Origin of the sequence: Exiguobacterium sp. s194 (assembly GCF_018618275.1) — a bacterium.
GTDB lineage: Bacteria > Bacillota > Bacilli > Exiguobacteriales > Exiguobacteriaceae > Exiguobacterium > Exiguobacterium chiriqhucha.
The window spans coordinates 70,877-94,655 of sequence record NZ_JACSLT010000006.1; the positions used below are offsets into that span (position 1 = coordinate 70,877).

The window sequence follows — 23,779 nt, forward strand, 5'->3', positions numbered from 1 at the left end:
CATTCACAAACACTCACTACTAAGGAAACCGTTTTCACTTTGGCGATATTGTGACAAAATTCACATTCGTTTGAAACATCTACATTTTCTGTACTACCCTCATCGTAACAAGAGGAAACTAATCGTCGCGGCCGCGGCAATCGACAAAAAGTTGACGGCGTCATTGCCGAGAAAACGCCAGCCCGACACATAAGCCGTCGGCTCACGATGATGCATTTTCTTCTCGGTCAACTTGCCGCACACACGGCATCGGTATTTCCTTTGCACCGTGGCCCCTAACAATGTGTCGACGACGCTGCCGCTCAATCCGAGGGCGATCAAGACGAGCGCGAACGTCACATCAATCTCGATAAATGGAAGCGCGGCGAGGATGATGACCGTGGCCCCGACGATCGACATGACCGTACCGAACACGGACACCCCACCACTCGTTCCCGGTTCGACTTCACGGAACGTCCGAATCGAGCGCGGTTTCTGCTTGGCGAGGACGCCGAACTCAGATCCCCACGTATCACTCGTCGCCGCGGCAATCGAGGCGACATAAGCGAATAACCAGGCGTCGTTTGGCGCAAAAATCATTCCAAGCGCCGTTACCATGCCGACGCCCCCGTTGGCGAGCACTTGTACGAAATCACGGGGACCCGATTTCTCAACAATCTCATCGACAGGCGCCTTGTCCCGGGCACGATATTTCGAGGCGAGCGACGATGTCGAGAAGAAGACACCGAGTAAATAGAGCCCGAACCAACCGAAACCGTAGCCGATGACCGTCCCCGTCACGACCGTCAAGACGGCACCGGAGCGGGTCAACGAGCGCAATCGATAGCCGGCAAAGGCCACCAAACAAGTTACAAGGAAGATGGCGAACATAAAATCGTTTCCCTTTCCGTCACGATGAATTCGACAGGAATGTCGTGTGGCTCAATCGGGATCTCATCGAGCAGTTGAACGTCATAGGCCAACGCGATGGTCGTCCCTTTGTACGTGGCGAGGTAGCGATCATAATAGCCGCCTCCCCATCCGATTCGATAGCCGGACCGGTCAAACACGCGGCCGGGGACGATACAGACGTCAATCGAGCGCATCGTCGCTTCAGTCGTCGGCTCCAATATATTCATGACGCCCGGCTCGAGGTCTTCTAGCGAATGAATCTCATGGAACGTGAGTCCCTGTTTCGTAACTTTCGGCACAAACACCGATTTTCCTGCCTTCCATGCTAAGCGGATGAGCGGCAACGTATCAATCTCTAAATCGAGGGCGAGCGTGACAGCCACCGTGTCCGCCTCTTGCCACGCCTTCAGTTCGGTCAATGTATGTATGATGACGCGGTCCCGGTCCGACCGGTCGTCGAGTTCACGGATTTGACGATGTACGGCTTGCCGAAGTTGTTTCTTTTCAATCATTTCAATTCCCCCTTGTTCAAAAAAAAGGCCGCCACATGAGTGACGGCCAGTCTCATTATTTCACTTCGCGGTAAAGCGTGTGACGACGGAGACGTGGGTTGTATTTGCGCAATTCGAGGCGCTCTGGGTTGTTACGTTTGTTTTTCTTCGTGATGTACGTGCGATCGCCTGTTTCTGTGCAAGCTAGTGTGATTTTAACGCGCATTTCTTTCACTCCCATCTTACTAATGTTGTATCAAGTGCTTTTGCTTTACAGTCTAAGCATACTCAATTATCCTACCAATTTTTATTTGAAAAAGCAAGGTTATTTCGTGTTCTTTTTCAAACGTTTTTGCCCGTATGGCGAAGCATCGAGCGGCAGGCAGGTTTTTACGTTATCACCAATCGCATAGCGCATTCCGACTTCCTCAGTCGATAGTTGTTCGCAGATGTACACCGTGTCGGCTTCAGCGAGGACGCTGTTCTCGATTCGGTGAATCGCGTCGAACAGACCGCCGTGTCCGTGCGGATTGCGGGTCGTTTCAAAGGACAACATAGTTGAGTATAACGGAACTTGTAGTGCTTTCGCAAGCGAACGTGCCGCAGGAATCGTCATCCAATCAAATTGATGGATCGCTTTGAACGGAACTTTGGCCACGAGCTCATGCGCAAGTTTGACGTACGCCACGTTTTGGGCCGCGACTTGGTTCATCACGTGCTCCAAGAACGGGCTCGTCAGACGAACGCGGTACACGTGGACGTGGTTGTGACGTTCATACTCCGGTAACCCTTCCTTGAACGGGGTCAAGACGTACACCGTCTCGCCTTCCGCCGCCCGGGCTTCGACCTCGTCGATGACACGGCGTCCGAGATCACCGACGACGTTGCCTGTATATTCTGGCGTCAAGACGAGAATCGCCTCGCCTTCACTGTCACGTTCCTCAGTCACGTAATAGTCGTGCGGAGACAGGAACGTGTCGATGTCAATGTCCACATCATCAAGGAACGGATACGCGCGATAATGGTCGGCGAGCAGTTCATCCGATAACTTGTCTTGATACAGTGCCGTCTCGAGCTCAGCGAACAGGCGTGTGTGCTCGCGGAAGCGTTCGGCTGCATATTGAGCCGTCGTCTGTCCGTCGAGGATGAAGGCCCAGTCACTCGATACGGCGAGGACGTAATGTCGCACGAGTTGAATGAGCGCACGATCGACGAGCGGTGAGGCGTGACGATAATCGGCCACGTCTTTGACGAGTTGTGTCTCCATCATGTGCAAGTGGCGGAGCATCCATTCGTTGCGCTCGTTGATCCACACGTCACCATAACCTTTACGCCCCCACGTGTTCATCGAGACGTGTACTGTCTCGAGGTCTTGGAAGTGGCGCTCGAGGAACAGGGCCGGCGTAATCGTCTCGATTCCGAACTCTTCGAGCCGCTCGGCGACCTTGCCGAGGAATTCAGGTCCTTCAAACCACCAATGTCCGAACAACTCGGCATCGAACGGTGCCGTCACGAGGAACGGCGGGAACATTTGTCCACCATGGGCCTCGAGATGCCCTTCGAGCGTCTGCGCAAAATCGAGGGCGTGGTTGTCGATTTGATGTTCGGCCCAGGCGCGGACATAATAGTCTTTCTCATCCGAGTCGCCCGTGATGCGGTGCATCTTCAGACCGGTATCGAATCGAATCCCTTCTGGGTGCATGAACTTTTCAATATACGCCCAGTCGCGGTCATAGGCGAGGTCACGATAAAACTCGCGATAGTCAGGATGGCCCGGATACCCGATCATCGAGCTCCAAATCTTCCCGGAGATGATTTGGTCACGCGGGAACAAGGCGACGCCATGCGGCGAGTAGACCGGTGCGCCAATCCCCTTGTCCGGAGTAGGGTCGGCATCGAGTAAAGCGTGCTCATCGACGAACGTATAACGAACGCCTTCCTCGTACAAGATGCGGTCGACACCCGGCGTATAGGCACACTCCGGCAACCAAATACCGGTCGGGCGGAACCCGTAATGACGCTCGAAACAGTTCAAACCGGTACGGATTTCCGCGCGGGCGGCCTGCTCCGTGAACAAGTGCGGGTTGAAGCCGTGCGTCGCCGTACATGTGACCATATCGATGAACCCTTGCTCACGATATGTACGGAACGCATGGTTCAAGTTTTTCTCCCAATGAAGAAACGTCGTTTTTAAGTCATTGTAGCGCTGACGATAAAAATGAAGCGTCTCGACTTCCGGTTCGCTTCGCCCTTCGGCGAGCTCGATGTCAATCAATTCAAGCATCTCATCCAAGTGCTCCACGTAACGGTCCTGGACGAGCGGGTCGGCGAGCATCTCGACGACGGGCGGTGAGATACTGACCGTCCAATGGAGCGGTCTCTGCAGACGGTCGACTTGCCACAGAATCGGGATATATGTCTCGGAGATGGCTTCATACACCCATCTCTCTTCTAAGCGGTGTTTCTCTTCATGTCGCACGTACGGAAGGTGGGCATGAAGGACGAGTGAAAAATAACCTGGTTTCATCAAATAAATCCTCCTCAGCGCACGAATCGATATGCAGAATATTTAGGTAGCGTGTCGAGAAGTTCAGGAGACTCGACTTCCCCGTATTGCCAACGTCGTACCGGTTCAGCGAAACGACCATGGCCGGCCGGCTCTGCCCGTGGCGTATCAATCGGTGAAGACGCGAGCAACGGAAGGAACTCCCCTTCCATCGTCCGAATGCCAAACTCGAACACATACGTCGTGTTCGGGTCGAGTGGCCGAACGAACCAACTGTTCGTCATCTCCGGCAATTCGAACGTATACGACCGGTTCGCATGACCGCTCGCGTAATCGAGCAACGTGATGTCAAGGATCCGGAACGCCTTCGGCAAATCTTCCCACGGACGCATGAACTGCATCGATAACGTCTCTTTGACGCTGTCAGACACTTCCCAAAAGACGTAGACGGCGTTCGGCGATTGGACGACCGCATGCATCAAATCTTGATCATAGCGGTCTGGAAGCTTCCAGAACCCGTCTGGGCCTTTATCTAACAGTGGTGATTGGACTGGCAGCTCATGTTGCAGCGTCGAAGCGACCTGCGTCCCAGATGAGGCGGGTACTTGCTTCGGTTTCGGACTCATTGCTTTCTTCCCTTCGGTCTTTCGTTTTGGAGCGGCGGCTACCGGTTTGGCTGGTTCGCCGTGTTGGGAACGCCATTTACGCCAAGCGTACTGCACTTTCCCGACTGGCATGTCTAATTGTTCTGCAATCTGTTTTAACGTTAGTCCTTGTTGCTTCAAGGAAACGATTTTCTCTTCCATCTATTTGTGGCTCCCTTCCTAAAAAAAATCCATGTGTTCTACTATTCGCCTCCAACCCGTGAATTCCTGCACAAAAAAAAGTAAAGAACAACTGGTCTGTTGTTCTTTACCACTCTTCTTACTGGTTTAAATCATAATGTTTCCCTTTTTCGAGGAAAATGAGGTGTTCGCCGAAATTGGTCACGTGATCGCCCATCCGTTCTAAGTAGCGGGCGATGTTCGAAAATTCATAGACGTCGTTCGTCCCGACAGCCATCGTCGGCACAGAGCCCATGTATTGCTTAATTGTTTGTAAGTTCAAGTCATCGATGACTTTGTCCATCTCGTTCAAGTCACGGACTCGGCTGACCTCGCCTTTTCGATAAGCACGCGTCGCCAGCTCGAGCATGTCAATCAACTGCTCGGCCATTTGCTTAAGCGGCTTGATATCCAACACGTACGGGACGTGTTCGATGCGGGTCACGGCTTTGGCAATGTTTGTCGCATAGTCCGCGATGCGCTCAAGGTCTGTCGCCGATTTCATCGTCACAATCAAGCGACGCAGGTCAGTCGCGACCGGTTGTTGTTTCGCGATCAATAGAATCGCCTCGTCATTGATTTCGAGCTCGAGATCATCGAGTTCATTGTCGTTGTCAATGACCGTCTGGGCGAGCTCGAGATCGTGTTTTTCGAGCACTTCGATGGCCGTAGCCGTTTGACGCATCGTCAAATTCGCTAAGCGAACGACTTTATCTTCTAGTTCAGTTAACTTGATATCAAAAAATGTGCGATTTTGTGCCATGGTAGTCTCCCCTTCTTAACCGAACCGGCCAGAAATATAGTCTTCAGTCCGTTTGTCCGTTGGATTCGAGAAGATTTTGTCAGTCGCATCGAATTCGACGACTTCTCCGTTCAAGAAGAACGCTGTCTTATCCGAGACACGGGCCGCTTGCTGCATGTTGTGTGTAACGATGATAATCGAGTACTGCTCTTTTAACTCTTGGACGAGCTCTTCGACTTTGAGAGTCGAGATTGGGTCAAGGGCCGACGTTGGTTCATCCATAAGGATGACGTCCGGTTCGATGGCAAGTGTCCGGGCGATACAGAGACGTTGCTGCTGTCCACCCGAGAGGCCATAGGCATTCTCATTCAAGCGATCTTTTACTTCATCCCAGATTGCAGCGCCGCGAAGCGAGCGCTCGACAATCTCGTCAAGCACTTTTTTGTTTTTAATGCCGTGCGTGCGTGGCCCGTATGCCACGTTGTCATATACCGATTTCGGGAATGGGTTCGGTTGTTGGAACACCATGCCGACCGATGTCCGAAGATCTTCCACTTTATAGTCACGATCGAAGATGTTGCGGCCATGATACAAGATTTCACCATTCGTACGGACAGACGGCACGAGCTCGACCATCCGGTTCAACGTCTTGATGAACGTAGACTTCCCACAACCAGACGGTCCGATGATGGCCGTCACTTCATTTTTCTTGATGTCGAGGTTGACGTCGATCAATGCCTGATCGTCGCCGTACCATAAATTCAAGTTGTTCACGACATAGGCACTGTCTTTTTGCATCACCGTTCCGGTTGGTTGAGTCGTCGTTGTATTCACTTCATGATCTCCTTTGAGTTCTTTTTGTTTCATCATCTCGAGAGTCCTCCTCGTTACCTGCTACGACTTAATGTCGGTTCGTGTACTTGTTACGGATATAGATGGCAGCCGAGTTCATGATGATCAACATCGTCATCAATACGATGATTCCGGCAGCTGCTAAGTTTTGGAATTCAGCTTGTGGACGGCTCGTCCAGTTGTAGATTTGAATCGGAAGCGCCGTGAAATCAGAGAACACGCTACTTGGCGTCGTCGAAATGAACGTCGCCGCACCGACCATAATCAATGGGGCCGTTTCACCGATGGCACGTGATACGGCCAAGATGATCCCCGTGATAATCCCTGGAATCGCTGACGGCAAGACGACGTTGAACGTCGTCTGCCACTTCGAGGCTCCGAGTGCAAGTGACGCGTGGCGCAATTCCATCTTGACGGAACGGAGCGCTTCTTGTGAGGCGACGATGACGATTGGTAAGCTCATCAACCCGAGCGTCAACGCACCGGCCATGATGGAGTTCCCAAGTTCCATAATGCGAACAAAAATCGTCAAACCGAGCAATCCGAAGACGATTGACGGGACACCGGCCAAGTTCGAGATATTCACTTCAATGAACGACGTGATCCGGTTTTTCGGTGCGTACTCCTCTAAATAGATGGCAGCACCGACACCGACGATGAAGACCATCGGGACGATGAGCACCATCAACCAGAGCGTCCCGATCAGGGCTGGATACAATCCGGCCTGTTCCGGACGGCGCGACGGGAAGTTGCGGAGGAAGTCCAAGTTCACCCAACCGCCACCTTTAGAGACGACATCATAAATCAATGTCGATAGGACGAGCAGGGCAAAGACAAGTCCTGCTAAAAAGACGTACTTAAAGATTTCATTTAATTGGAGACGACGCTTGATTCGTTGTGAAACGGAATCACGGTCCATCAAGTTCTTCGTATTCTTGAACTCACTGTTCGGCAATGCCATATTAGTACTCCTCTCTGAAGCGGCGCGTCACCCAGTTCGCGAACAAGTTCATCACTAGGGTGAAGACGAACAACAGCGCACCGACCGCATAGATACTGTAGTATTCGATTGTTCCATATCCTGCATCACCTTTGGCGATTTGGACGATATAAGCCGTCATCGTTTGAATCGCGTTAAGTGGGTTGAACTCGAAGTTCGGTTGCGACCCACCTGCGATTGTCACAATCATCGTCTCACCGATGGCCCGGCTCATCCCAAGGACGATCGAGGCGATAATCCCGGATAGAGCAGCTGGCATGACGACTTTGATGGCGACCTCGAGACGTGTCGCGCCAAGTCCGAGCGCCCCTTCCCGAATCTTTTTCGGAACAGCACTCATCGCGTCTTCCGAAATCGATGCAATCATTGGGATAATCATAATCCCGACGACAATCCCTGGACTAAGCGCGTTATAAATCTTTAATCCAGGAATGAGCGCTTGCAAGATTGGTGTGACGAACGACAAGGCGAAAAATCCGAAGACGATCGTCGGAACACCGGCGAGTACTTCAAGAATCGGCTTCAAAATCGTGCGAGCACGTTCAGACGCATATTCGCTCAAATAAATCGCTGACGCCAAACCAAGCGGTACAGCAACAATCATGGCAATGACGGTAATCTGTAGAGTCCCCATGACGAGGGCCCAGACGCCGAACCGTTGATCGGCACTAAGCGGATACCATTCGGTTGAGCCTAAAAATTCGGCGACCGGTACACGCTCGAAAAACTTGAACAGTTCAAAACCGAGTGTGAACGCGATGCCGACCGTCGTGACGACCGAAACGAATGCGCTCAAGAATAATAAGAACGGCATGATTTTATCAAACACGTTCGTCGTACTATATTTCTTTTTCTTATTGATTTCAATCATCTCTCGAATTGAAAACCCTTTGTTTGGTTGATTCATCTCGTGTATCGCTCCCTACCTCTTCATACTAGAAAGCACGGCGAGAAGGCGAGACCGAGTCTCACCTTCTGCCATCTGCGCTATTTACTCGCCAGCGATCTCGTCGATCATTTTGGCATTCTCATCGTAACGGGCTTGCTCCATGCCGACATATCCGACTTCTTCAGAAAGTGCTGCTGCATTTTCGTTCATGAAGCGTGTGTAGTCAGCGACTTGTGGCTTATCTTTCAATGACGCGTTGTTCACGTATGTGTAAATCTCACGTGAGAGCGGGTATGAAAGATCGTTGATCGTCTCTGTCGTCGGTTCGACGCCTTCGACGTTCATCGCACGAAGCGTATCTTGGTTTTCAATGTAGTACGCATAACCGAAGAATCCGATCGCACCTTTCGTACCGGCGACCCCTGTCACGAGGACGTTATCATCTTCTGACAATTGCGCGTCTTCACGAATGTCCGTGTCTTCAAGGACGGCTTCATTGAAGAAGTCGAACGTTCCTGAGTCTTTACCTGGTGAGAAGAATGAGATTTCTTCGTCTGGCCAGTCTGAGCGTACGTCTTTCCATGTCTTCACGTTAGGGTCAGTCCACATCTTGTTGAGTTCGTCGATTGTGATGTCTTGAGCCCAATCGTTCTCTGGGTTGACGACGAGCGAGAGACCATCGAGAGCGACAGCGAGTTGTGTATACTCGACACCGTTCTTCTCGGCTTCAGCCGCTTCTTCTTCTTTGATTTCACGTGACGCGTTCGAGAAGTCTGTCTCGCCTGTTACGAAACGTTTAAATCCGCCACCCGTACCTGAGACACCGACCGTGACTTCAACGTCTGGCTGTTCAGCTGAATATTCTTCGGCTACGGCTTCCATAATCGGGAAGACTGTTGACGAACCGTCCATGACGACTTTACCTGAAAGTCCTTCACCGTCGGCTGCGCCGCCACCTTCTTCATTATTCCCACACGCGGCACCGATGATGGCCACCGAAGTGATTGAAGCGACTAAAGCTGATTTTTTCATCCAAGACATTTCTGACGTCCTCCTTGAGTTTGCTTTGATTTGTGTTGTGGCTTCGTTGTTCTGTCCTACAATTAACATCCTAATAAACTACTATTAACGAGAAATAAACGGAACGTAAAAGAATTGTAAAGACGAAAAAAAGAAGCCACCGAAGTGACTTCTTTATTGAATCTGTGCTTGGACGTCTTCTAAGTCGAAATACGCCTTCATGATGTCGTGCGCGACACGGGTGTTGATCCCTTCCGCCTCGAGGCCTGGCATGATGATGGCCCAAGCGATTTCCGGGTCATCATATGGCGCCCAGCCGACGTGGTTCGAGTTGAGTGTCTTAATCGGTTCACCGTTCGCGTTTCGCTTCGCTTGACCATCTGGCCCTTCCGCGATCGCTTGAGCGGTACCGGTCTTACCGGCCGCCGTGATTCCCGTCTGTTGCAGGATACGAGACGTTCCACTCTCGACCCCTTGCCGGAATCCTTGGCGCGCCCGTTGAAGAAATTCATCACGAATATCGACTTTATTGAGCGCGTTCGGTTGGAACGTGCTGACGACTTGCTTGTTCGCTTCGTCGAGCGAGCCAGGTTCGATGATTTCTTTCAAGAGATGCGGTTGAATCCGGTATCCGCCGTTCGCAAGCGTCGACGTATACTGCGCCAATTGAATCGGCGTGTATGAGATGAACTGACCGATCGACATATCCATGAGGAGCGTAACACGGTCCGGTACGCTACGGAATCCGATTGATTCATATGGGAGGTCGATCCCTGTCTCAATTCCGAGTCCGAACTGCTTATAGTAATGTTCCATCGTATTGAATGCCTCGGTCACGTTCTCTCCGACGATTTGGCCGGTCGAGTAGTAATCGGCGAGCCGCAGGGCAATTTGGAACATATAAATGTTCGATGATAACGCGAGGGCATCAAGGTCGTTGATGTTCCCCATGTTCCGGTACGACGACTTAAGTGACGAACCGATACGAATCGGCGTGTCATAAATATATTCACCCGGTTGGATGACTTCTTCTTCAAGTCCGAACGCGACCGTCGCTCCCTTGATTGTCGAGCCGATTTGACTCGCCCGCAGGACCGTCCCGGTCGAGACGTCTTTGAATTCGTTCGTTTCATAGTCGAGCTCTTGTCCCGAGAGGGCGAGCAATTCACCCGTTTGCGGGTTCATGACGACGGCGAAGGCACGGTCAAAGTGCGGGCTGCCCGAGCGGCCGGCTCGAATCGCTTTCTTCAAAATCTCATCGATTTCTTTTTGGAATTCGATGTCCGTCGACAAGATGATATCTTTCCCTGGGTTCCCGCTAACGCGAGTCGGTTCTCCGACCGGTTCCCCTTTATACGTCGTGAAGACGTCATAGGCCGGGGTCCCGCGTAGCACGTCCTCATACTGTTGTTCGAGATAAGACGTTCCGACCCGATCATTCAAGCCATACCCCTTCGCTTGATACGAAGCGCGCTGCTCGGCTGGGATTTGACGATAACTTCCGAGGAAGCTTTGGAACGTCTCACCGAACGGATAATCCCGCTGATAATACGGTTCAACACTGACGCCAGGGAGCAGTTCCAAGTTTTCTTCAATCAGTGCCATTTCTTTTGGAGACGCCCCGATTTTAATGACTTGTGGGTCGAGCGCATAGCCTGACTCCATGTTATGTTTGATAGCGATGATTTCTTCGGTCGCATCATCAAACGTGATTTCCGCGTCCGTGATGGAATCGAGCAACAACTGGTCGACGTCTTGGTTCGACATGGCGGCCCGTTCTTCTTCCGATAAATCAGCCAACAGGTTTTGGACCCGTTCTTGCGAGCGCTCCGGATCGATGGCAATCCAATAATCCTTGCGGTCCCGCTCCGTCACTTTACGGTCCTTCTCCGGCACGTCGACGATTTCCGCGAGCTTGATGGCGACTTCGAGCCGCTCTTCCGTCTTCGTCACTTGCGACCGGCGATACATGACCGAGTAGTTCGAGATGGTGTCGGCGAGCACTTGGCCGTTGCGGTCATAGATTTTACCGCGCGGTACCTCGTACTTGATTTTGCTTGATTCGGTCTTCTGAACTTCACGGGCAATCAACTCACCGTTGACGATTTGGACGACGCCTAAACGGAAAATGAGTGTCGCGAATAAGATGAAGACGATAAAGAACAATAAGTTCAATCGCAACGGAAGGTGGTTGCGCCGTTTCTTCGGCACTTTCACACGGTTTCTGGCCAATTCAGTTGTCTCCTTTCTGATTCAATTCCTTCTATAAGTATAGGTGACCTATATGTCAGTGTTATTTCTATTTTTCGACTCGATTTTCACTATATCATAATTTGTTTACAAAATAATGAAATGTAGAAAAAATCCCGAGATTCAATCGAATCCCGGGACTGTGTCATTATTTTGCGTCTGCGTAGAGCTTAGCGACGTAATCCCAGTCGATGACATGGAAGAACGCTTGAATGTAATCCGGACGACGGTTTTGGTAGTTCAAGTAGTACGCATGCTCCCAAACATCGAGACCGAGGATTGGCTGAACGCCTTCCATGATCGGTGAATCTTGGTTTGGAGTCGATGTGACTTCGAGTTTGCCGTTTTTCACGACGAGCCAAGCCCAACCAGAGCCGAAGCGTGTTGTCGCTGCTTTCGTGAACTCCTCTTTGAACGCGTCGAAGCTGCCGAACGCTTCGTCGATTGCAGAAGCGAGTTCGCCCGTCGGAGCACCGTTCTCGTTCTTCTTCAACAATTTCCAGAAGAATGAGTGGTTCCAGTGACCGCCACCGTTGTTGCGGACCGCTGTTTGAATGTCAGCAGGAAGTGAATCGAGGTTTTGAAGCAACTCTTCGAGTGAAGAGTAGTTCACGTCTTTTCCTTCGAGTGCATTATTTACGTTCGTGACGTAAGTGTTGTGGTGTTTCGTGTGGTGGATTTCCATCGTGCGTGCGTCAATGTGTGGTTCAAGTGCATCGTATGCGTAATCAAGTTGTGGTAATTCAAATTTAGCCATAACTAAAATCCCCCTTAAATTGGTTTGAACAACGTTCGTTTTAAATGTAACAGATTTGTGACGGTCGACTCAATTGTAATGCTTCACTCGACGTCTTGTTCAGGTAACGCCCAAACCGAAATCGAACCTGCCGCTACTTTAAATACCCCATGTCCGTCTTCATCAATCTCAATGACCTCATCGACGGTCTGTGTCAAATCGACCCATTTCTCGCCGGCACGGTGCTCGCCGACGAACATCTGTTTCTCGGCTGCTTCACTGTTCGAGATGAGGACAGCACAACCCGAACGCTCGATCTCCTCGACACCTTGACGGACCCAACCGATGACGTGTTCGTCATCGAAGTAGTCGTCCTGTTGACCGTACGCTTTCTCCCGGCGTGCATAAAGGAGCGGATCGATTGCCACTTTCTTCCCATCGGCCGGGTGCGGTCCGTTGATGCCGTAGTAGTCCCCATAGAACACACAAGGGTACCCGTCTTGGCGAAGCAAGATTAAACCGTAGGCGATTTGTTTGAACCAATCTTCGACCCATGACTCGAGTGCTTCCGCCGGTTGTGAATCGTGGTTATCGACGAACGTCACTGAGTGGAGCGGGTGGGACTGGACGAGCGTATCGTCAAAGATCGTCCGCATATCGAACGATTCTCCTTCTGTCGAGGCACGCTGCAAGTTGTAATGGAGCGGCACGTCGAACAAATCGACGTGATAATCGATGTTGTCGAGGAACTCACGGCATGCATCGAGCTCTGACTTCCAGAACTCACCGACCAAGTAGAAGTTGTCGCCTTTTTCAGCTTTCATTTTCTGGCTGAACTCTTTAACGAAATCATAGTTGATGTGTTTGATGGCATCGAGTCGGAACCCGTCGCACTGCGTCTCTTCGATAAACCACTTGCCCCAGCTAAGAACTTCTTCACGGACTTCTGGGTGGTGATAATCGATATTGGCGAACATCAAATAGTCATAGACACCGAACTCGTCATCGACGTTGTCGTTCCATTTTTTGTTTTCACCGAGGATGAAGAAGATACCGCTATGGTCGTTCGCAGCGTCATAATCTGTACCGTTAAAGTGATGGAAGTTCCATTTGAAAGAGGAATGTTTGTCGTTTCGACCTTCGAAATCAAACTTGGTCCAGCCTTCAATCTCGAACGGCTCTTCTGACAGCACTTTCGTGCGATCTTCCGGGTCGACTTCGAGCACATCGAACTTCTCGGTCGCATCGGCCCCGGCTTTATGGTTTAAGACGACATCCATATAGACTTGCATTCCAAGTTCTTGGGCATGCTTCGTCGCCTCGAGTAATTCCTCTTTTGTTCCGTATTTGGTCGCGACCGTTCCTTTTTGGTCAAACTCCCCTAAATCATACAAATCGTACACGCCATATCCCGTATCCTCGTCGCTCTGTCCTTTCGTGACAGGGGGCAACCATAATGCGGTAATTCCGACTTCCTTCAATTCAGAAGCTCGTTCTTTCAATCGCTTCCAATGTTTCTGATCAGCCGGGACGTGCCATTCAAAAAATTGCATCATCGTATGATTTCGTTCCATCTCGCTTCGCCTCATTTCATATTTTTCAAAAAACAAAATGCTAACGGATATTTACCCAGGACTTCGAGTTTGAAAACTAAAAATGAAAACAAAAAACAGCTTTCATCAGAAAGCTGTTCACAAAATGGACCCTGTAGGACTTGAACCTACGACCGGACGGTTATGAGCCGTCTGCTCTAACCAGCTGAGCTAAGGGTCCTTTATTGGTAGCGGCGGAGGGAGTCGAACCCACGACCTCACGGGTATGAACCGTACGCTCTAGCCAGCTGAGCTACACCGCCACGTTGTTATACAGTAATAATATACTGAATGAACGCGTCACTGTCAATCAAAAGTCACATTGAACCAAAAAGTCCCTCCGTCTCAAATGAGCCGGAAGGACCGTTGGATTAGACTGTTGCTTCGTTTCTATCTTCAAGCGTGATTTCTGTGATGTTCATGGCGTGATCACCGATGCGCTCCAAGTTCGAGAGCATATCGACGAAGAACATACCGGCTTGGCCGTCACACTCACCTGTATTCAAGCGGACGACGTGATTTTTACGGAACTGACGCTCCAGCATATCGAGTTTCGCTTCCATCTCGATGACTTGACGCGCTTCGACCATGTCTCCGCTCGCCAACGTTTGAAGTGACTTCTCGAGCGTGGCCCGTGTCAAATCGTACATTTCCGTCAACTCTTTCTGAGCACCGGTCGATAGTGTGACACGTGTCGCCGTCTTATAATCGATCAATTCGATAATATTCTCGACGTGGTCACCGATTCGCTCGATATCGTTGATGGCATGCATGAGTGTCTTATGTTCTTGTGATTCTTGCTCCGTCAAATCAACGGCAGCGAGTTTCACGAGGTAATCTGTGATTTTTGAGTTAAGCGAGTTGAGCGCCTCTTCAATGTGCGCTGACTTCTCGGCATGTTTCTTATCGCCAGTCGTCATATAGTTGCGCGCTTCATCAAGTCCAAGTTTTGCGAAGTCGCCCATGCGGATGACTTCAAACTTCGCTTGTTCGACGGCGATCGATGGTGACTGTTGGATGAAGATTGGATCCAAATGCTGTGCTTTCGTATCGACGATTGAATCTTCACCAGGAACCATTTTCGTCACGATCCAAGCAATCGTTCCGATGAACCAGAATTGGATGAACGTGTTGACGACGTTGAACGTCCCGTGGGCGAAGGCGATTTGCATCTTGTCTTCAATCGCTAAAACATCTGTGATCCAGTAAATATATGCTGTAAACGGTACGAGTGCAATCATGAATAAGATTGTCCCGACAATGTTAAAGATGACGTGGGCTGCTGCCGCACGACGGGCTGCTACCGAAGCACCGATTGAAGCGAGTACCGCTGTAATCGTTGTCCCGATGTTGTCTCCGAACAAGACTGGAAGTGCCGCGTCCAAGTCGATTGATCCACCGGCATACAATTCTTGCAAAATCCCGATCGTTGCTGATGACGATTGGACGATGACAGTGAATACCGTACCGACGACGACACCGAGGAACGGGTTATCACTCATTGATTGCGTCAAGTCGATGAAGTATTCGCTCGAACGGAGCGGCTTCATACCTTCTCCCATGAGCTCAAGACCGTAAAACAGCATCCCGAAACCGAAGAAGATTTGACCCAAATGTTGCAACTTTTCTTTTTTAAAGAAGAAAATCAACACCGCACCAACGGCGATAACAGGCAACGCGTAGGCGCCGACATCGAAACCGATGATGAACGCGGTCACTGTCGTACCGATGTTCGCCCCCATGATGACCCCGATTGCTTGACGGAGCGTCATGAACCCGGCGCTGACAAGACCGACCGTGATGACAGTCGTACCTGACGATGACTGAATTAAGACTGTTACAATGATACCAGCTAGTACTCCGAGGAACGGATTCGATGTATACTTATCAAGGATGTCACGCAGGCGGTTACCTGCTGACTTTTGGAGGCCGTCTCCCATCGATTTGATACCGAAGAGGAAGATCCCTAATCCTCCAAAAAACATGAATAACATTTCTTGCAAATTGTATTCCACGATTTTTGTACTCCTTTTGATTATGAATTAGTTGTGTTTGCTTGGTTTTTAATGCCCTACTCATTATGCCCGCATCACCCATTCGATGTAAACAGGTTTAATGTTAAGGTTTTATTAAACCACTGTATGATTTTTGTTTGTTTTTCTAGTTTTGTACTATAACAGATTGGAGTTCCATTTATGTTCAAGACAACGATTCAGTTTATCCTCCATAGCCTTTACCCGTCCAAGCAGGCGTTACGTCTCCGCTTGGCCCCGCTTCACGCCTATATGATGGCGAGTTTAGTGTTGACGTTGACCGTCACGGTACTCGATTACATCGTGTTACAACCAAATTTCTTTTGGCCGATGTGGTTGTTCTTACATGCGTTTGCGATTTTCTTCTTCTATATGGGACTCGTCGCCCTCAGTGCCCTCCTCGTCCAACTCGTCACGAAATGGCGCACGAAAAAGATGTGGCCGTATCGACAAGCATGGCCGTATGCGGTCGCGATGTCGCTCATTCCGACAGTCAGTCTCGTCGTCCTGTATCACGTTTCTCCGTCCGCGTCGTGGTTCGGGATTCTTCTATTATTCATTTATCTAGTCTTCCCATTATCGCGAATCCCGATTAAACGAACATCATAAAACAAGGCCGGATGAACGCTTCTATGCGCTCGTCCGGCCTTGTTTATTGGAGTGGTGCCAAATCATGCAAGACGTCGTGAAGACGTTCGCTTTGATTGCCGAGATGGGTTCCTGCCGTTTGTAAAGCTCGTTGTGTATCCGTCCATTCTTCGACACCGTCTTGTAAGTCATGCAGTTTTTGCTCGAGCATCATTCCGATTTCGGTCAATTGACCATTCGCTTCCGCCATTTCAAGCAACTGCTGTCCGGTTTGCGATGTCTGTTCCGTGATCGCTTGGAATTGGCTCATTTGTTTTGTGACCTCGTGATCAATTTTCTCGATCCCCGCTTCGACGTCACGTAACGCTGCCCCTAATGATTTAATGTCGGATTCGAAGCGTTCCATTTCCATGAACACTTCGCTTCGTTCTTGCCGAATGGCTTCAATCGTAGCCACAGCGGATAACGTCGATTCGTTCGTCACTTTCGCCAACTGTCCGACCTCGCTGGCGACAACGGCAAATCCTTTGCCATGTTCACCGGCACGTGCTGCTTCAATCGAGGCGTTGAGCGCTAACATTTTCGTCGCAGCCGCGACAGAAAGGATTTTCTTTAGCGCATCATCCGCTCGCTCTGATGTCGCCTCGCTGTCTAATAATCGTTGCTGGACCGCTGCCGCTTTGATGGCAAACGATTCACTCGCTCCTTTGACGCTCGAGAACGATTCCATTTCTAAAGCAATCGTTCGATTTAGTAACTCTGTCCGTTGATCGATTGCAGCGATATCTTTTTCGAATGAACGAACGTGGGCAGCGATATCGGTAAACCGATGGGTCGACTCGGTCGTGAACGACTGGTAAGACTGACTTGTCAGCGCGACCGTTGCCGCTACTTCCTTAAAGCCCACGATTTGCTGTTCATTCGCCTCCAGTTGTCTTCTGAACAGCGGCAAGCTTGATTCGAATGCTGTTGACGTCTCGGTCATCGTCACGAGCGAGCGCGTCCATAATCCAATTAACGTATTGTATGCCTGCTCTAGACTTCGCATTTCAATTGAGTTGGCGTCTAATGTAACTGCTGTGAATGAGCGCGTCGCCACCGACTCACGCAATCGTTCGGCAAACTGCGTCAACGGCTTGACCTCACGACGAATCATGACGGCAAACAAGCCAATCATGAACACGAGCATACTGATCAGGCCAACGAAGACGATTTCTCGTAGTGCCCACATCGAACCGAGTACCGACTGTTTCGTCACAACAATGACGTAATGAGCCTGAAGTTCAGGAATCGGCGTCGCAACGATAAACTCATCATGTTGATCACTGACACTCACGTCTTCCACTAAAATCTCATCTAGGCGATTGCTAAACCGGTCTTCAACTTTTTTCCCACTCAATTTTTCGATATTATCATTGGTCACCAAATACTGACTCGCTTCGAGTCCGTCTGCAGCTAGGATCGAAGCCTGTTGCATATACGTCGATTTTAAAGAACGGGTTAACATCTTTTCGTTCGCGACATACGCACCATACGTCGTCTTGATTGTCTCCCGCATCACAGTCGCTTCTCGATGCAACCGTTTTTCGATTTCGTCGGTCATCAACTGTTCGGCTTTCATGGCGAACCAACCGAATACAATTGAAAATGATATGAGCATGATTGGCATCAACGTCCAAGTCAACCGACTTGCCATCGTCCATTCGTTTCGACGCTTCATCCTCTTCAATCGTTTAAATCGCTTCAACATCCTTCATTCCACCTCTTCACACGTCATTTCATTGAATATATCGGTCTTCAGACGGTGGAAAATTATGAAGCATCTGTTAAGATAACGTTAGCGTTTCGTAAGAGCACATCTCGCAAGCGCTTGCCGGGTGCTTTTTCACAAACATTTCGTTATGATAATAAGGAAACCACTCATCTTAAATCGATTGGAACCTTTCCAAAAGAAGGAGATTACGTATATGTCAGAAATTTTGCATCGTTCATTAACCCGTCCGATTCGTGTCGGCAACCTCATCATTGGGGGATCGAATGAGGTCGTCATCCAGTCGATGACGACAACGAAAACACATGACGTCGAAGCGACCGTCGCCGAAATTTTGCGTCTTGAAGAAGCAGGCTGCCAAGTCGTCCGCGTCGCTTGTCCGGATGAGCGCGCTGCCGATGCCCTCGCTGAGATTAAGAGCCGCATCAATATCCCGCTCGTCGTCGATATTCACTTCGACTACAAATTGGCGCTCAAAGCCATCGAGAGCGGTGTCGATAAGATTCGAATCAACCCGGGTAACATCGGTCGTCGCGAGAAAGTCGAAGCGGTCGTCAACGCCGCTAAAGCAAAAGGCATCCCGATTCGCATCGGTGTCAACGCCGGCTCACTCGAAAAGCAATTCCTTGAAAAGTACGGTTATCCGACGGCTCAAGGAATGGTCGAGAGTGCCATGCACCACGTCAAAATCTTAGAAGACCTCGGTTTCTATAACACAATCATCTCGCTTAAGGCATCTGACGTAAACTTGGCCCTCGAAGCGTATACGCTCGCAGCCAAGACGTTCGATTACCCGCTCCACGTCGGAATCACGGAATCAGGCCCGCTCTTCTCGGGATCACTCAAGTCTGCTGCCGGCCTCGGGGCAATCCTTTCGCTCGGTATCGGTTCGACGGTCCGTGTCTCACTATCTGACGACCCGGTCGAAGAAATCAAAGTCGCCAAAGAAGTGCTCAAATCGTTCGGTCTCGCGGCCAACGCGGCGACGCTCATCTCATGCCCGACATGTGGACGCATCGAAATCGACTTGATTTCGATTGCGAAAGAAGTGGAAGAGTATATCCAAAACATTAACGTCAACATCAAGGTCGCTGTGCTCGGCTGTGCGGTCAACGGACCGGGTGAAGCACGTGAAGCCGATATCGGCATCGCCGGTGCCCGCAACGAAGGCCTGCTCTTCCGTCACGGGAAAATCATCCGTAAAGTGCCTGAAGCCACGATGGTCGAAGAGTTGAAGAAAGAAATCGACGCCATTGTCGCCGAGAAACTTGCCGCTCGCGAACTCGAGGAGCAAGAACTCGCCAACCAATCTAACTAATCCTTCGCCCGCTCGGTTGCAACCGAGCGGGCTTTTGGTACAATAAGGGTTATGAGCAAGGAGGGACGAAGATGCACATTGGAATAGACCTCGACGGAACCGTCACGGATCCGCAAAGTTGTTTTCACTATATGAACGACGCACTCGGGTACGCCATCGATTATCATCAAGCGACCGAATACGAGTTGCATACGTATACCGATATGACGCAAGAAGCGTTTTGGCGCTTCATGATTGAGCAAGGCCACGAGGAAGCGATTTATCGTCGCTCACTTCCCCACTCTGAAGTGAACGACGTCCTTTGGCACATGCGAAAAGCACACCGTCTCCATTACGTCACGGCCCGCAGCGAAGCCGTCCGCGCCGTCACAGAGGAGTGGATTCGGCAGCATGAACTCCCACTCGACTCGCTCATCATGACAGGGAGCCATGACAAGGTCGGCGTCGTCAAACAGCTCGAACTCGACCTATTCATGGAGGACCGTTATGAGAACGCGATCTCGATCCATGAACAGACGACCATTCCGGTCCTGTTGTTCGATGCGCCGTATAACCGCAAACCGTTACCGGACGGGGTGAAACGGATCACATCTTGGAACGAGGCGCTCCACATCGTCAATCGCTTCGAGACGACCAAGTCCATCACCATTTAAAAAAAGCCCCATATACGTTGGATAGGAATATCCACTGTATACGGGGCTTTTTTATATGCGTCCGATTGCTTCGATGACGTCCGTTGCGAGGACACTCGCCGGATGCATCTGCCGACTCGCGGCTTGTGCCGCCAAGGCGTGCCATAGGACGGCTTGTTCGTTCGGGGACGACTCGGTGTCGATTCGGTCCGTCCGCGCCCAGAGCGCGAGCAACATTCCGGTCAAGACGTCGCCGCTCCCTCCTTTCGAGAGCGCCGCGGCTTGAACCGTATTGACCGCCCCCGTCCCGTCTGGTTTGACAATGAGCGTATGCGTCCCTTTCAAGATGAGGTGAATCCCATGTTGCCGTGCGAAGTCTGACGCGATATGGAACCGGTCCGCTTCAATCTCGGCGACGGATCGTCCCGTCAAGCGAGCGAACTCTCCCGGGTGCGGCGTCAACGTGAGAGGACCTTCTGCTTCGAGATGTTCCGTCGTCAAGGCGCCCGCATCGACGATCAGCGGTTTCGATTGACGACGGACGGTTTGCCATAAATGGTCCGACCGTTCATCGTCGACGAGACCTGGCCCAATCGCCGTAGCTGCATACTCCTTGTCCGGCAATTCATCGATGTCGTAATACATCGCCTCAGGTAAACTCGATGCCATGATGTGCGCCTCCGATGGGATGGCCAGGTCCAGTAAGCCAATGCCAGTCCGTAGCGCCGCCCGGGCCGCCAAAAACGGGGCTCCAATCAAATGACGGCTGCCGCCAATCAAACATCCATGTCCATATCGATTCTTATGACCGTACGGGTCGCGCTCGAGCAAGCCCCGATCAAAGTCTGACTCGGTCAACACGCGCCATTCAGACGTGTGAGGCAGTCCGATCTCGACTACCTCGACCGTCCCATAGTATGGGGCCGTCTCTGTTAAAAAGGCACTCCGCTTATAGCCGTGTAGCGAAAACGTCGAATCTGCCTTAACCGCATGTCCGTCAAATTCTGACGCCTCATCACTTGGGACACCGGACGGCACATCGATCGCTATGACCGGCGCCGACTGTTCACGAATCCAAGTGATGACGTTCCTCGCCTTTCCGGTGACCGGACCATGAAATCCGACCCCGAACAAGGCGTCGACGACATAATCGGCGTCTCGAGGCTCCTCAACGATGGTGACGAAACGGCGCGCATATGCTGCATGCCGTTCCCCTTCCGACGACTTCGGTTCGCCAAATGGGGCATAGACAAAGACGTCACACCCTCGCTGTGCCGATTCTCGAGCCACGACCCAGCCGTCCCCACCGTTATTGCCGGTGCCGCAGATGACGAGCACCGACGAGCGTGGCCGGAAGGTCAGACGGGCCGCCACGGCCGATGCTGCCCGTTCCATTAACACGTCGGCCGGCATCCCTTGCCGGAGCGCCGTCGCATCGGCTTGTTTGATTTCGGCTGCGGTGTAAATCATCTCGACTCCCCCTCTCTTGATTCGACAAAAAAGGGATTGCATCCACAATCCCTTCTCGTCACTTACATTGTTTACAATACCCGTAAATTTCGAATTTATGATCGACGACCTCAAAATCAGGATCGAGCGTCTCGACATAGCGCATCGGGCAGAGCTCGAGCAGCTTCGTCTTACCGCAACCGCGGCAAATCAAATGGTGATGATGATGATTCGACCCGCACGTGACGCGGAACGCCTTCTCTCCATTCAATTCGGTCGCTTCGAGCAATCCTTCCTCGGCGAATGACTTCAAGTTGCGGTACACGGTGTCAAAACTCATCGTCGGATGTTTCGCGCGCATATAGTCGAGCACGTCCTTGGCACTGACGTAACGCTCTTCCGCCGCGAGAAAGGCAAACATCTCAATCCGTTTCGGTGTCACTTTGAGCGACGACGATTGCAGACGGGTCAATTGTTCAGTTTCCTTCATAACGAACCTCCTTCTTCCGAGCGAGTCCGAATCGTTCGGCCAACATGACGACGGCTAAAATCATAACGGCGAGCAGAACGATGACACCACCCGGGGCGACATCGAGCTCATAGGCGAGGATGAGTCCGCCAATCGTCGCGACTTCTCCGAACACGATTGACCAGAGAATCGTTTGCTTGAAGCTGCTCGTGAACCGGAGCGCAGCCGCGACCGGTAATGTGATCAGACTCGAGACGAGCAGTGTGCCGACGATGCGCATGCTGACGGCGATGACGAGCGCGACGACGAACATGAACAGCACGTGGAGCATCGTACTCGGCAGACCCGACACTTTCGCCTGTTCTTCATCGAACGACAAGAACAACAGCTGTTTATAGAACACGATAATGACGAGTAGCGTGAAACCCGCCACCGCCAAAATCATCCAGATGTCTGATAGACTGACCGCTGAGATTGACCCGAACAGGAGCGTCGACAAATCGATGGAAAACCCGCGCGACAACGAGATGAAGATCGCACTGAGTCCCATCCCGGCCGACATCATGATCGGAATCGACAACTCTTGGAAATGGACGTATTTTCCGCGGAGCCAATTGAGGCCGAGCGCGGCGAGCACGGAGACGAGCGTCCCCAAGTAAAGCGGGTTCAAGTCGCTGAACAGCAGAATATACTGTCCGAGGAACAGACTGAACGAGATTCCGGCAAGCGTCATATGGGACAATGCGTCGGCAATTAAGCTCATCCGTCTGACAACGACGAACGAGCCGATGAGCGGCGCGGTGAACCCGATGACGACGGCTGCGATGAACGCATAACGTAAAAAGCTGTACGTGAACAGATCCGTGATCATGACGTACCTTCATGGACGAGCACTTTGACCGGGTACGGCTTAATCGCCGTCAATTCGCCGAGTTCACTATATTCTTTTAATCCACAGTTGCATGCCATACGTCCGTGATCGAGATGGACGACTTTCGTGACGAGGTCGGTGACGACGTTCAAGTCATGGGTAACGAGAATGAACGTACATGACGTGTGCTCGCGCAACAGATGGAGCACCTCATAAAAATCACGCAAATGTTTTTGGTCGACCCCGACCGTCGGCTCATCCAAGATGAGCAAGTCCGGTTGGTTGACGATCGCTCGAGCAATAAAGACGCGCTGTTGCTGACCGCCGGACAGGCTGCCGATTTTCCGATGTCGAAACTGCCACATATTGACCGTCTCGAGTGCATTTTGAATGGCCGCCTTGTCTTCGATATTCAATCGTTTGAATAGACCGAGGCGTCCATAGCGGCCCATGGCGACGACTTCCTCGACCGTCACCGGAAATCCAGAGTTAAACGACGCGGCTTTTTGGGAAACGTAACTGATACGAGACTTGTCTTTGAACTGTCCTTGGGGACGGCCGAACAGTTCGACCGATCCGGTTTGCGGCGATAACAATCCGAGAATCGTCCGAATCAGCGTCGATTTGCCGGAACCGTTCTCCCCGACGACGGCGACAAAGTCGCCTTGTTTAATATCGATGGACACGTCCTGTAGCGCGGCGGTCCCATCGTAATGATAGGAAACATGATTTAATTTTACGACGGATGTCGTCATAAGCTACCCTTCTCTCGTGTTATAAATCGTAATCATTTCTACTTGCTTGGCGTCTGTATTATACAGAATATCAGTCCATGCTTCAAGTATAGAGGCAATG

General features: G+C 51.1%; 22 protein-coding genes and 2 tRNA genes. 3 read left to right on the top strand and 21 right to left on the bottom strand.

What is annotated here, in order from left to right; translation table 11 throughout:
* Nucleotides 1–99: 99 nt before the first annotated feature.
* From KNP85_RS08835 to KNP85_RS08910, 16 genes are all read right to left on the bottom strand, one after another.
* Nucleotides 100–870 carry a DUF92 domain-containing protein gene (locus KNP85_RS08835; RefSeq protein ID WP_214714632.1) on the bottom strand — a complete coding sequence of 257 codons (771 nt, stop codon included), beginning with the start codon at nt 868–870 and terminating at the stop codon, nt 100–102.
* A complete protein-coding gene (locus KNP85_RS08840) occupies nt 849–1,403 on the bottom strand; it encodes a 5-formyltetrahydrofolate cyclo-ligase (protein ID WP_131471269.1) in 555 nt (184 codons plus the stop codon). Before KNP85_RS08840 ends, KNP85_RS08835 begins: the two co-directional genes overlap by 22 nt.
* Nucleotides 1,404–1,458: 55 nt before the next feature.
* On the bottom strand, nt 1,459–1,623 hold the full coding sequence (rpmG, locus tag KNP85_RS08845; protein ID WP_255313299.1) for a 50S ribosomal protein L33: 165 nt from the start codon (nt 1,621–1,623) through the stop codon (nt 1,459–1,461).
* A gap of 84 nt (nt 1,624–1,707) precedes the next feature.
* Complete coding sequence (locus KNP85_RS08850) at nt 1,708–3,909, bottom strand: 1,4-alpha-glucan branching protein domain-containing protein (protein ID WP_214714630.1); 2,202 nt, start codon at nt 3,907–3,909, stop codon at nt 1,708–1,710.
* Nucleotides 3,910–3,923: 14 nt separating this feature from the next.
* The gene (locus KNP85_RS08855; RefSeq protein WP_214714628.1) at nt 3,924–4,694 is read right to left on the bottom strand and encodes a DUF4912 domain-containing protein; all 771 of its coding nucleotides are present in this window, start codon (nt 4,692–4,694) and stop codon (nt 3,924–3,926) included.
* Between the two features lie 118 nt (nt 4,695–4,812).
* Nucleotides 4,813–5,475 carry a phosphate signaling complex protein PhoU gene (phoU, locus tag KNP85_RS08860; protein ID WP_214714626.1) on the bottom strand — a complete coding sequence of 221 codons (663 nt, stop codon included), beginning with the start codon at nt 5,473–5,475 and terminating at the stop codon, nt 4,813–4,815.
* 15 nt (nt 5,476–5,490) lie between these two features.
* Entirely contained in the window at nt 5,491–6,252 is a 762-nt protein-coding gene (gene pstB / locus KNP85_RS08865) for a phosphate ABC transporter ATP-binding protein PstB (RefSeq protein WP_251026185.1), read from the bottom strand.
* Between the two features lie 103 nt (nt 6,253–6,355).
* Nucleotides 6,356–7,267, bottom strand: coding sequence for a phosphate ABC transporter permease PstA (gene pstA / locus KNP85_RS08870; protein WP_214802690.1), 912 nt, complete (start codon nt 7,265–7,267; stop codon nt 6,356–6,358).
* A gap of 1 nt (nt 7,268) precedes the next feature.
* Nucleotides 7,269–8,213 carry a phosphate ABC transporter permease subunit PstC gene (gene pstC, locus KNP85_RS08875; protein WP_214802693.1) on the bottom strand — a complete coding sequence of 315 codons (945 nt, stop codon included), beginning with the start codon at nt 8,211–8,213 and terminating at the stop codon, nt 7,269–7,271.
* 84 nt (nt 8,214–8,297) lie between these two features.
* The gene (locus KNP85_RS08880) at nt 8,298–9,236 is read right to left on the bottom strand and encodes a PstS family phosphate ABC transporter substrate-binding protein (RefSeq protein ID WP_214802696.1); all 939 of its coding nucleotides are present in this window, start codon (nt 9,234–9,236) and stop codon (nt 8,298–8,300) included.
* A 153-nt stretch (nt 9,237–9,389) separates the two neighbouring features.
* Nucleotides 9,390–11,447, bottom strand: coding sequence for a peptidoglycan D,D-transpeptidase FtsI family protein (locus KNP85_RS08885; protein WP_214802699.1), 2,058 nt, complete (start codon nt 11,445–11,447; stop codon nt 9,390–9,392).
* A 166-nt stretch (nt 11,448–11,613) separates the two neighbouring features.
* Nucleotides 11,614–12,222: a superoxide dismutase gene (locus KNP85_RS08890; protein ID WP_021065721.1), complete on the bottom strand. Its 609-nt coding sequence runs from the start codon at nt 12,220–12,222 to the stop codon at nt 11,614–11,616.
* 83 nt (nt 12,223–12,305) lie between these two features.
* Nucleotides 12,306–13,775 carry an alpha-amylase gene (locus KNP85_RS08895; RefSeq protein ID WP_214802702.1) on the bottom strand — a complete coding sequence of 490 codons (1,470 nt, stop codon included), beginning with the start codon at nt 13,773–13,775 and terminating at the stop codon, nt 12,306–12,308.
* A gap of 125 nt (nt 13,776–13,900) precedes the next feature.
* A tRNA-Ile gene (locus KNP85_RS08900) sits at nt 13,901–13,974 on the bottom strand.
* Nucleotides 13,975–13,979: 5 nt separating this feature from the next.
* A tRNA-Met gene (locus tag KNP85_RS08905) sits at nt 13,980–14,056 on the bottom strand.
* 108 nt (nt 14,057–14,164) lie between these two features.
* Nucleotides 14,165–15,808 (bottom strand): Na/Pi cotransporter family protein, encoded by a 1,644-nt coding sequence (locus KNP85_RS08910; RefSeq protein WP_214802705.1) that lies wholly within the window; start codon nt 15,806–15,808, stop codon nt 14,165–14,167.
* A gap of 180 nt (nt 15,809–15,988) precedes the next feature.
* On the opposite strand from KNP85_RS08910, the gene KNP85_RS08915 reads away from it, so the two are divergent.
* Nucleotides 15,989–16,435: a hypothetical protein gene (locus KNP85_RS08915; RefSeq protein WP_251136272.1), complete on the top strand. Its 447-nt coding sequence runs from the start codon at nt 15,989–15,991 to the stop codon at nt 16,433–16,435.
* 43 nt (nt 16,436–16,478) lie between these two features.
* On the opposite strand, the gene KNP85_RS08920 is transcribed toward KNP85_RS08915, so the two are convergent.
* The gene (locus KNP85_RS08920) at nt 16,479–18,164 is read right to left on the bottom strand and encodes a methyl-accepting chemotaxis protein (protein ID WP_214802708.1); all 1,686 of its coding nucleotides are present in this window, start codon (nt 18,162–18,164) and stop codon (nt 16,479–16,481) included.
* A gap of 217 nt (nt 18,165–18,381) precedes the next feature.
* Here KNP85_RS08920 and ispG point away from each other — a divergent pair, with 217 nt between their 5' ends.
* The gene (gene ispG / locus KNP85_RS08925) at nt 18,382–19,503 is read left to right on the top strand and encodes a flavodoxin-dependent (E)-4-hydroxy-3-methylbut-2-enyl-diphosphate synthase (RefSeq protein ID WP_021065716.1); all 1,122 of its coding nucleotides are present in this window, start codon (nt 18,382–18,384) and stop codon (nt 19,501–19,503) included.
* A 71-nt stretch (nt 19,504–19,574) separates the two neighbouring features.
* Nucleotides 19,575–20,156 carry a hypothetical protein gene (locus KNP85_RS08930; RefSeq protein ID WP_236355694.1) on the top strand — a complete coding sequence of 194 codons (582 nt, stop codon included), beginning with the start codon at nt 19,575–19,577 and terminating at the stop codon, nt 20,154–20,156.
* Between the two features lie 51 nt (nt 20,157–20,207).
* On the opposite strand, the gene KNP85_RS08935 is transcribed toward KNP85_RS08930, so the two are convergent.
* The 4 genes from KNP85_RS08935 to KNP85_RS08950 are packed head-to-tail and all read right to left on the bottom strand — an operon-like array spanning nt 20,208 to nt 23,679.
* Nucleotides 20,208–21,605: an NAD(P)H-hydrate dehydratase gene (locus KNP85_RS08935; protein WP_214802711.1), complete on the bottom strand. Its 1,398-nt coding sequence runs from the start codon at nt 21,603–21,605 to the stop codon at nt 20,208–20,210.
* Between the two features lie 58 nt (nt 21,606–21,663).
* Nucleotides 21,664–22,074, bottom strand: coding sequence for a Fur family transcriptional regulator (locus tag KNP85_RS08940; protein ID WP_021065713.1), 411 nt, complete (start codon nt 22,072–22,074; stop codon nt 21,664–21,666).
* Nucleotides 22,061–22,924, bottom strand: a complete 864-nt coding sequence (locus KNP85_RS08945; protein WP_214802713.1) for a metal ABC transporter permease — start codon at nt 22,922–22,924, stop codon at nt 22,061–22,063. The genes KNP85_RS08940 and KNP85_RS08945 overlap by 14 nt, the downstream gene beginning before the upstream one ends.
* Nucleotides 22,921–23,679: a metal ABC transporter ATP-binding protein gene (locus KNP85_RS08950; RefSeq protein WP_021065711.1), complete on the bottom strand. Its 759-nt coding sequence runs from the start codon at nt 23,677–23,679 to the stop codon at nt 22,921–22,923. The genes KNP85_RS08945 and KNP85_RS08950 overlap by 4 nt, the downstream gene beginning before the upstream one ends.
* Between the last annotated feature and the right edge of the window lie 100 nt (nt 23,680–23,779).

Bases quoted from the DNA above. Each gene is read 5' to 3' on its own strand.
- KNP85_RS08835 (WP_214714632.1), bottom strand. From the start codon at position 870: ATGTTCGCCATCTTCCTTGTAACTTGTTTGGTGGCCTTTGCCGGCTAT.
- KNP85_RS08840 (WP_131471269.1), bottom strand. From the start codon at position 1,403: ATGATTGAAAAGAAACAACTTCGGCAAGCCGTACATCGTCAAATCCGT.
- rpmG (WP_255313299.1), bottom strand. From the start codon at position 1,623: ATGGGAGTGAAAGAAATGCGCGTTAAAATCACACTAGCTTGCACAGAA.
- KNP85_RS08850 (WP_214714630.1), bottom strand. From the start codon at position 3,909: ATGAAACCAGGTTATTTTTCACTCGTCCTTCATGCCCACCTTCCGTAC.
- KNP85_RS08855 (WP_214714628.1), bottom strand. From the start codon at position 4,694: ATGGAAGAGAAAATCGTTTCCTTGAAGCAACAAGGACTAACGTTAAAA.
- phoU (WP_214714626.1), bottom strand. From the start codon at position 5,475: ATGGCACAAAATCGCACATTTTTTGATATCAAGTTAACTGAACTAGAA.
- pstB (WP_251026185.1), bottom strand. From the start codon at position 6,252: ATGCAAAAAGACAGTGCCTATGTCGTGAACAACTTGAATTTATGGTAC.
- pstA (WP_214802690.1), bottom strand. From the start codon at position 7,267: ATGGCATTGCCGAACAGTGAGTTCAAGAATACGAAGAACTTGATGGAC.
- pstC (WP_214802693.1), bottom strand. From the start codon at position 8,213: ATGAATCAACCAAACAAAGGGTTTTCAATTCGAGAGATGATTGAAATC.
- KNP85_RS08880 (WP_214802696.1), bottom strand. From the start codon at position 9,236: ATGTCTTGGATGAAAAAATCAGCTTTAGTCGCTTCAATCACTTCGGTG.
- KNP85_RS08890 (WP_021065721.1), bottom strand. From the start codon at position 12,222: ATGGCTAAATTTGAATTACCACAACTTGATTACGCATACGATGCACTT.
- KNP85_RS08895 (WP_214802702.1), bottom strand. From the start codon at position 13,775: ATGGAACGAAATCATACGATGATGCAATTTTTTGAATGGCACGTCCCG.
- KNP85_RS08915 (WP_251136272.1), top strand. From the start codon at position 15,989: ATGTTCAAGACAACGATTCAGTTTATCCTCCATAGCCTTTACCCGTCC.
- KNP85_RS08920 (WP_214802708.1), bottom strand. From the start codon at position 18,164: ATGTTGAAGCGATTTAAACGATTGAAGAGGATGAAGCGTCGAAACGAA.
- ispG (WP_021065716.1), top strand. From the start codon at position 18,382: ATGTCAGAAATTTTGCATCGTTCATTAACCCGTCCGATTCGTGTCGGC.
- KNP85_RS08930 (WP_236355694.1), top strand. From the start codon at position 19,575: ATGCACATTGGAATAGACCTCGACGGAACCGTCACGGATCCGCAAAGT.
- KNP85_RS08935 (WP_214802711.1), bottom strand. From the start codon at position 21,605: ATGATTTACACCGCAGCCGAAATCAAACAAGCCGATGCGACGGCGCTC.
- KNP85_RS08940 (WP_021065713.1), bottom strand. From the start codon at position 22,074: ATGAAGGAAACTGAACAATTGACCCGTCTGCAATCGTCGTCGCTCAAA.
- KNP85_RS08945 (WP_214802713.1), bottom strand. From the start codon at position 22,924: ATGATCACGGATCTGTTCACGTACAGCTTTTTACGTTATGCGTTCATC.
- KNP85_RS08950 (WP_021065711.1), bottom strand. From the start codon at position 23,679: ATGACGACATCCGTCGTAAAATTAAATCATGTTTCCTATCATTACGAT.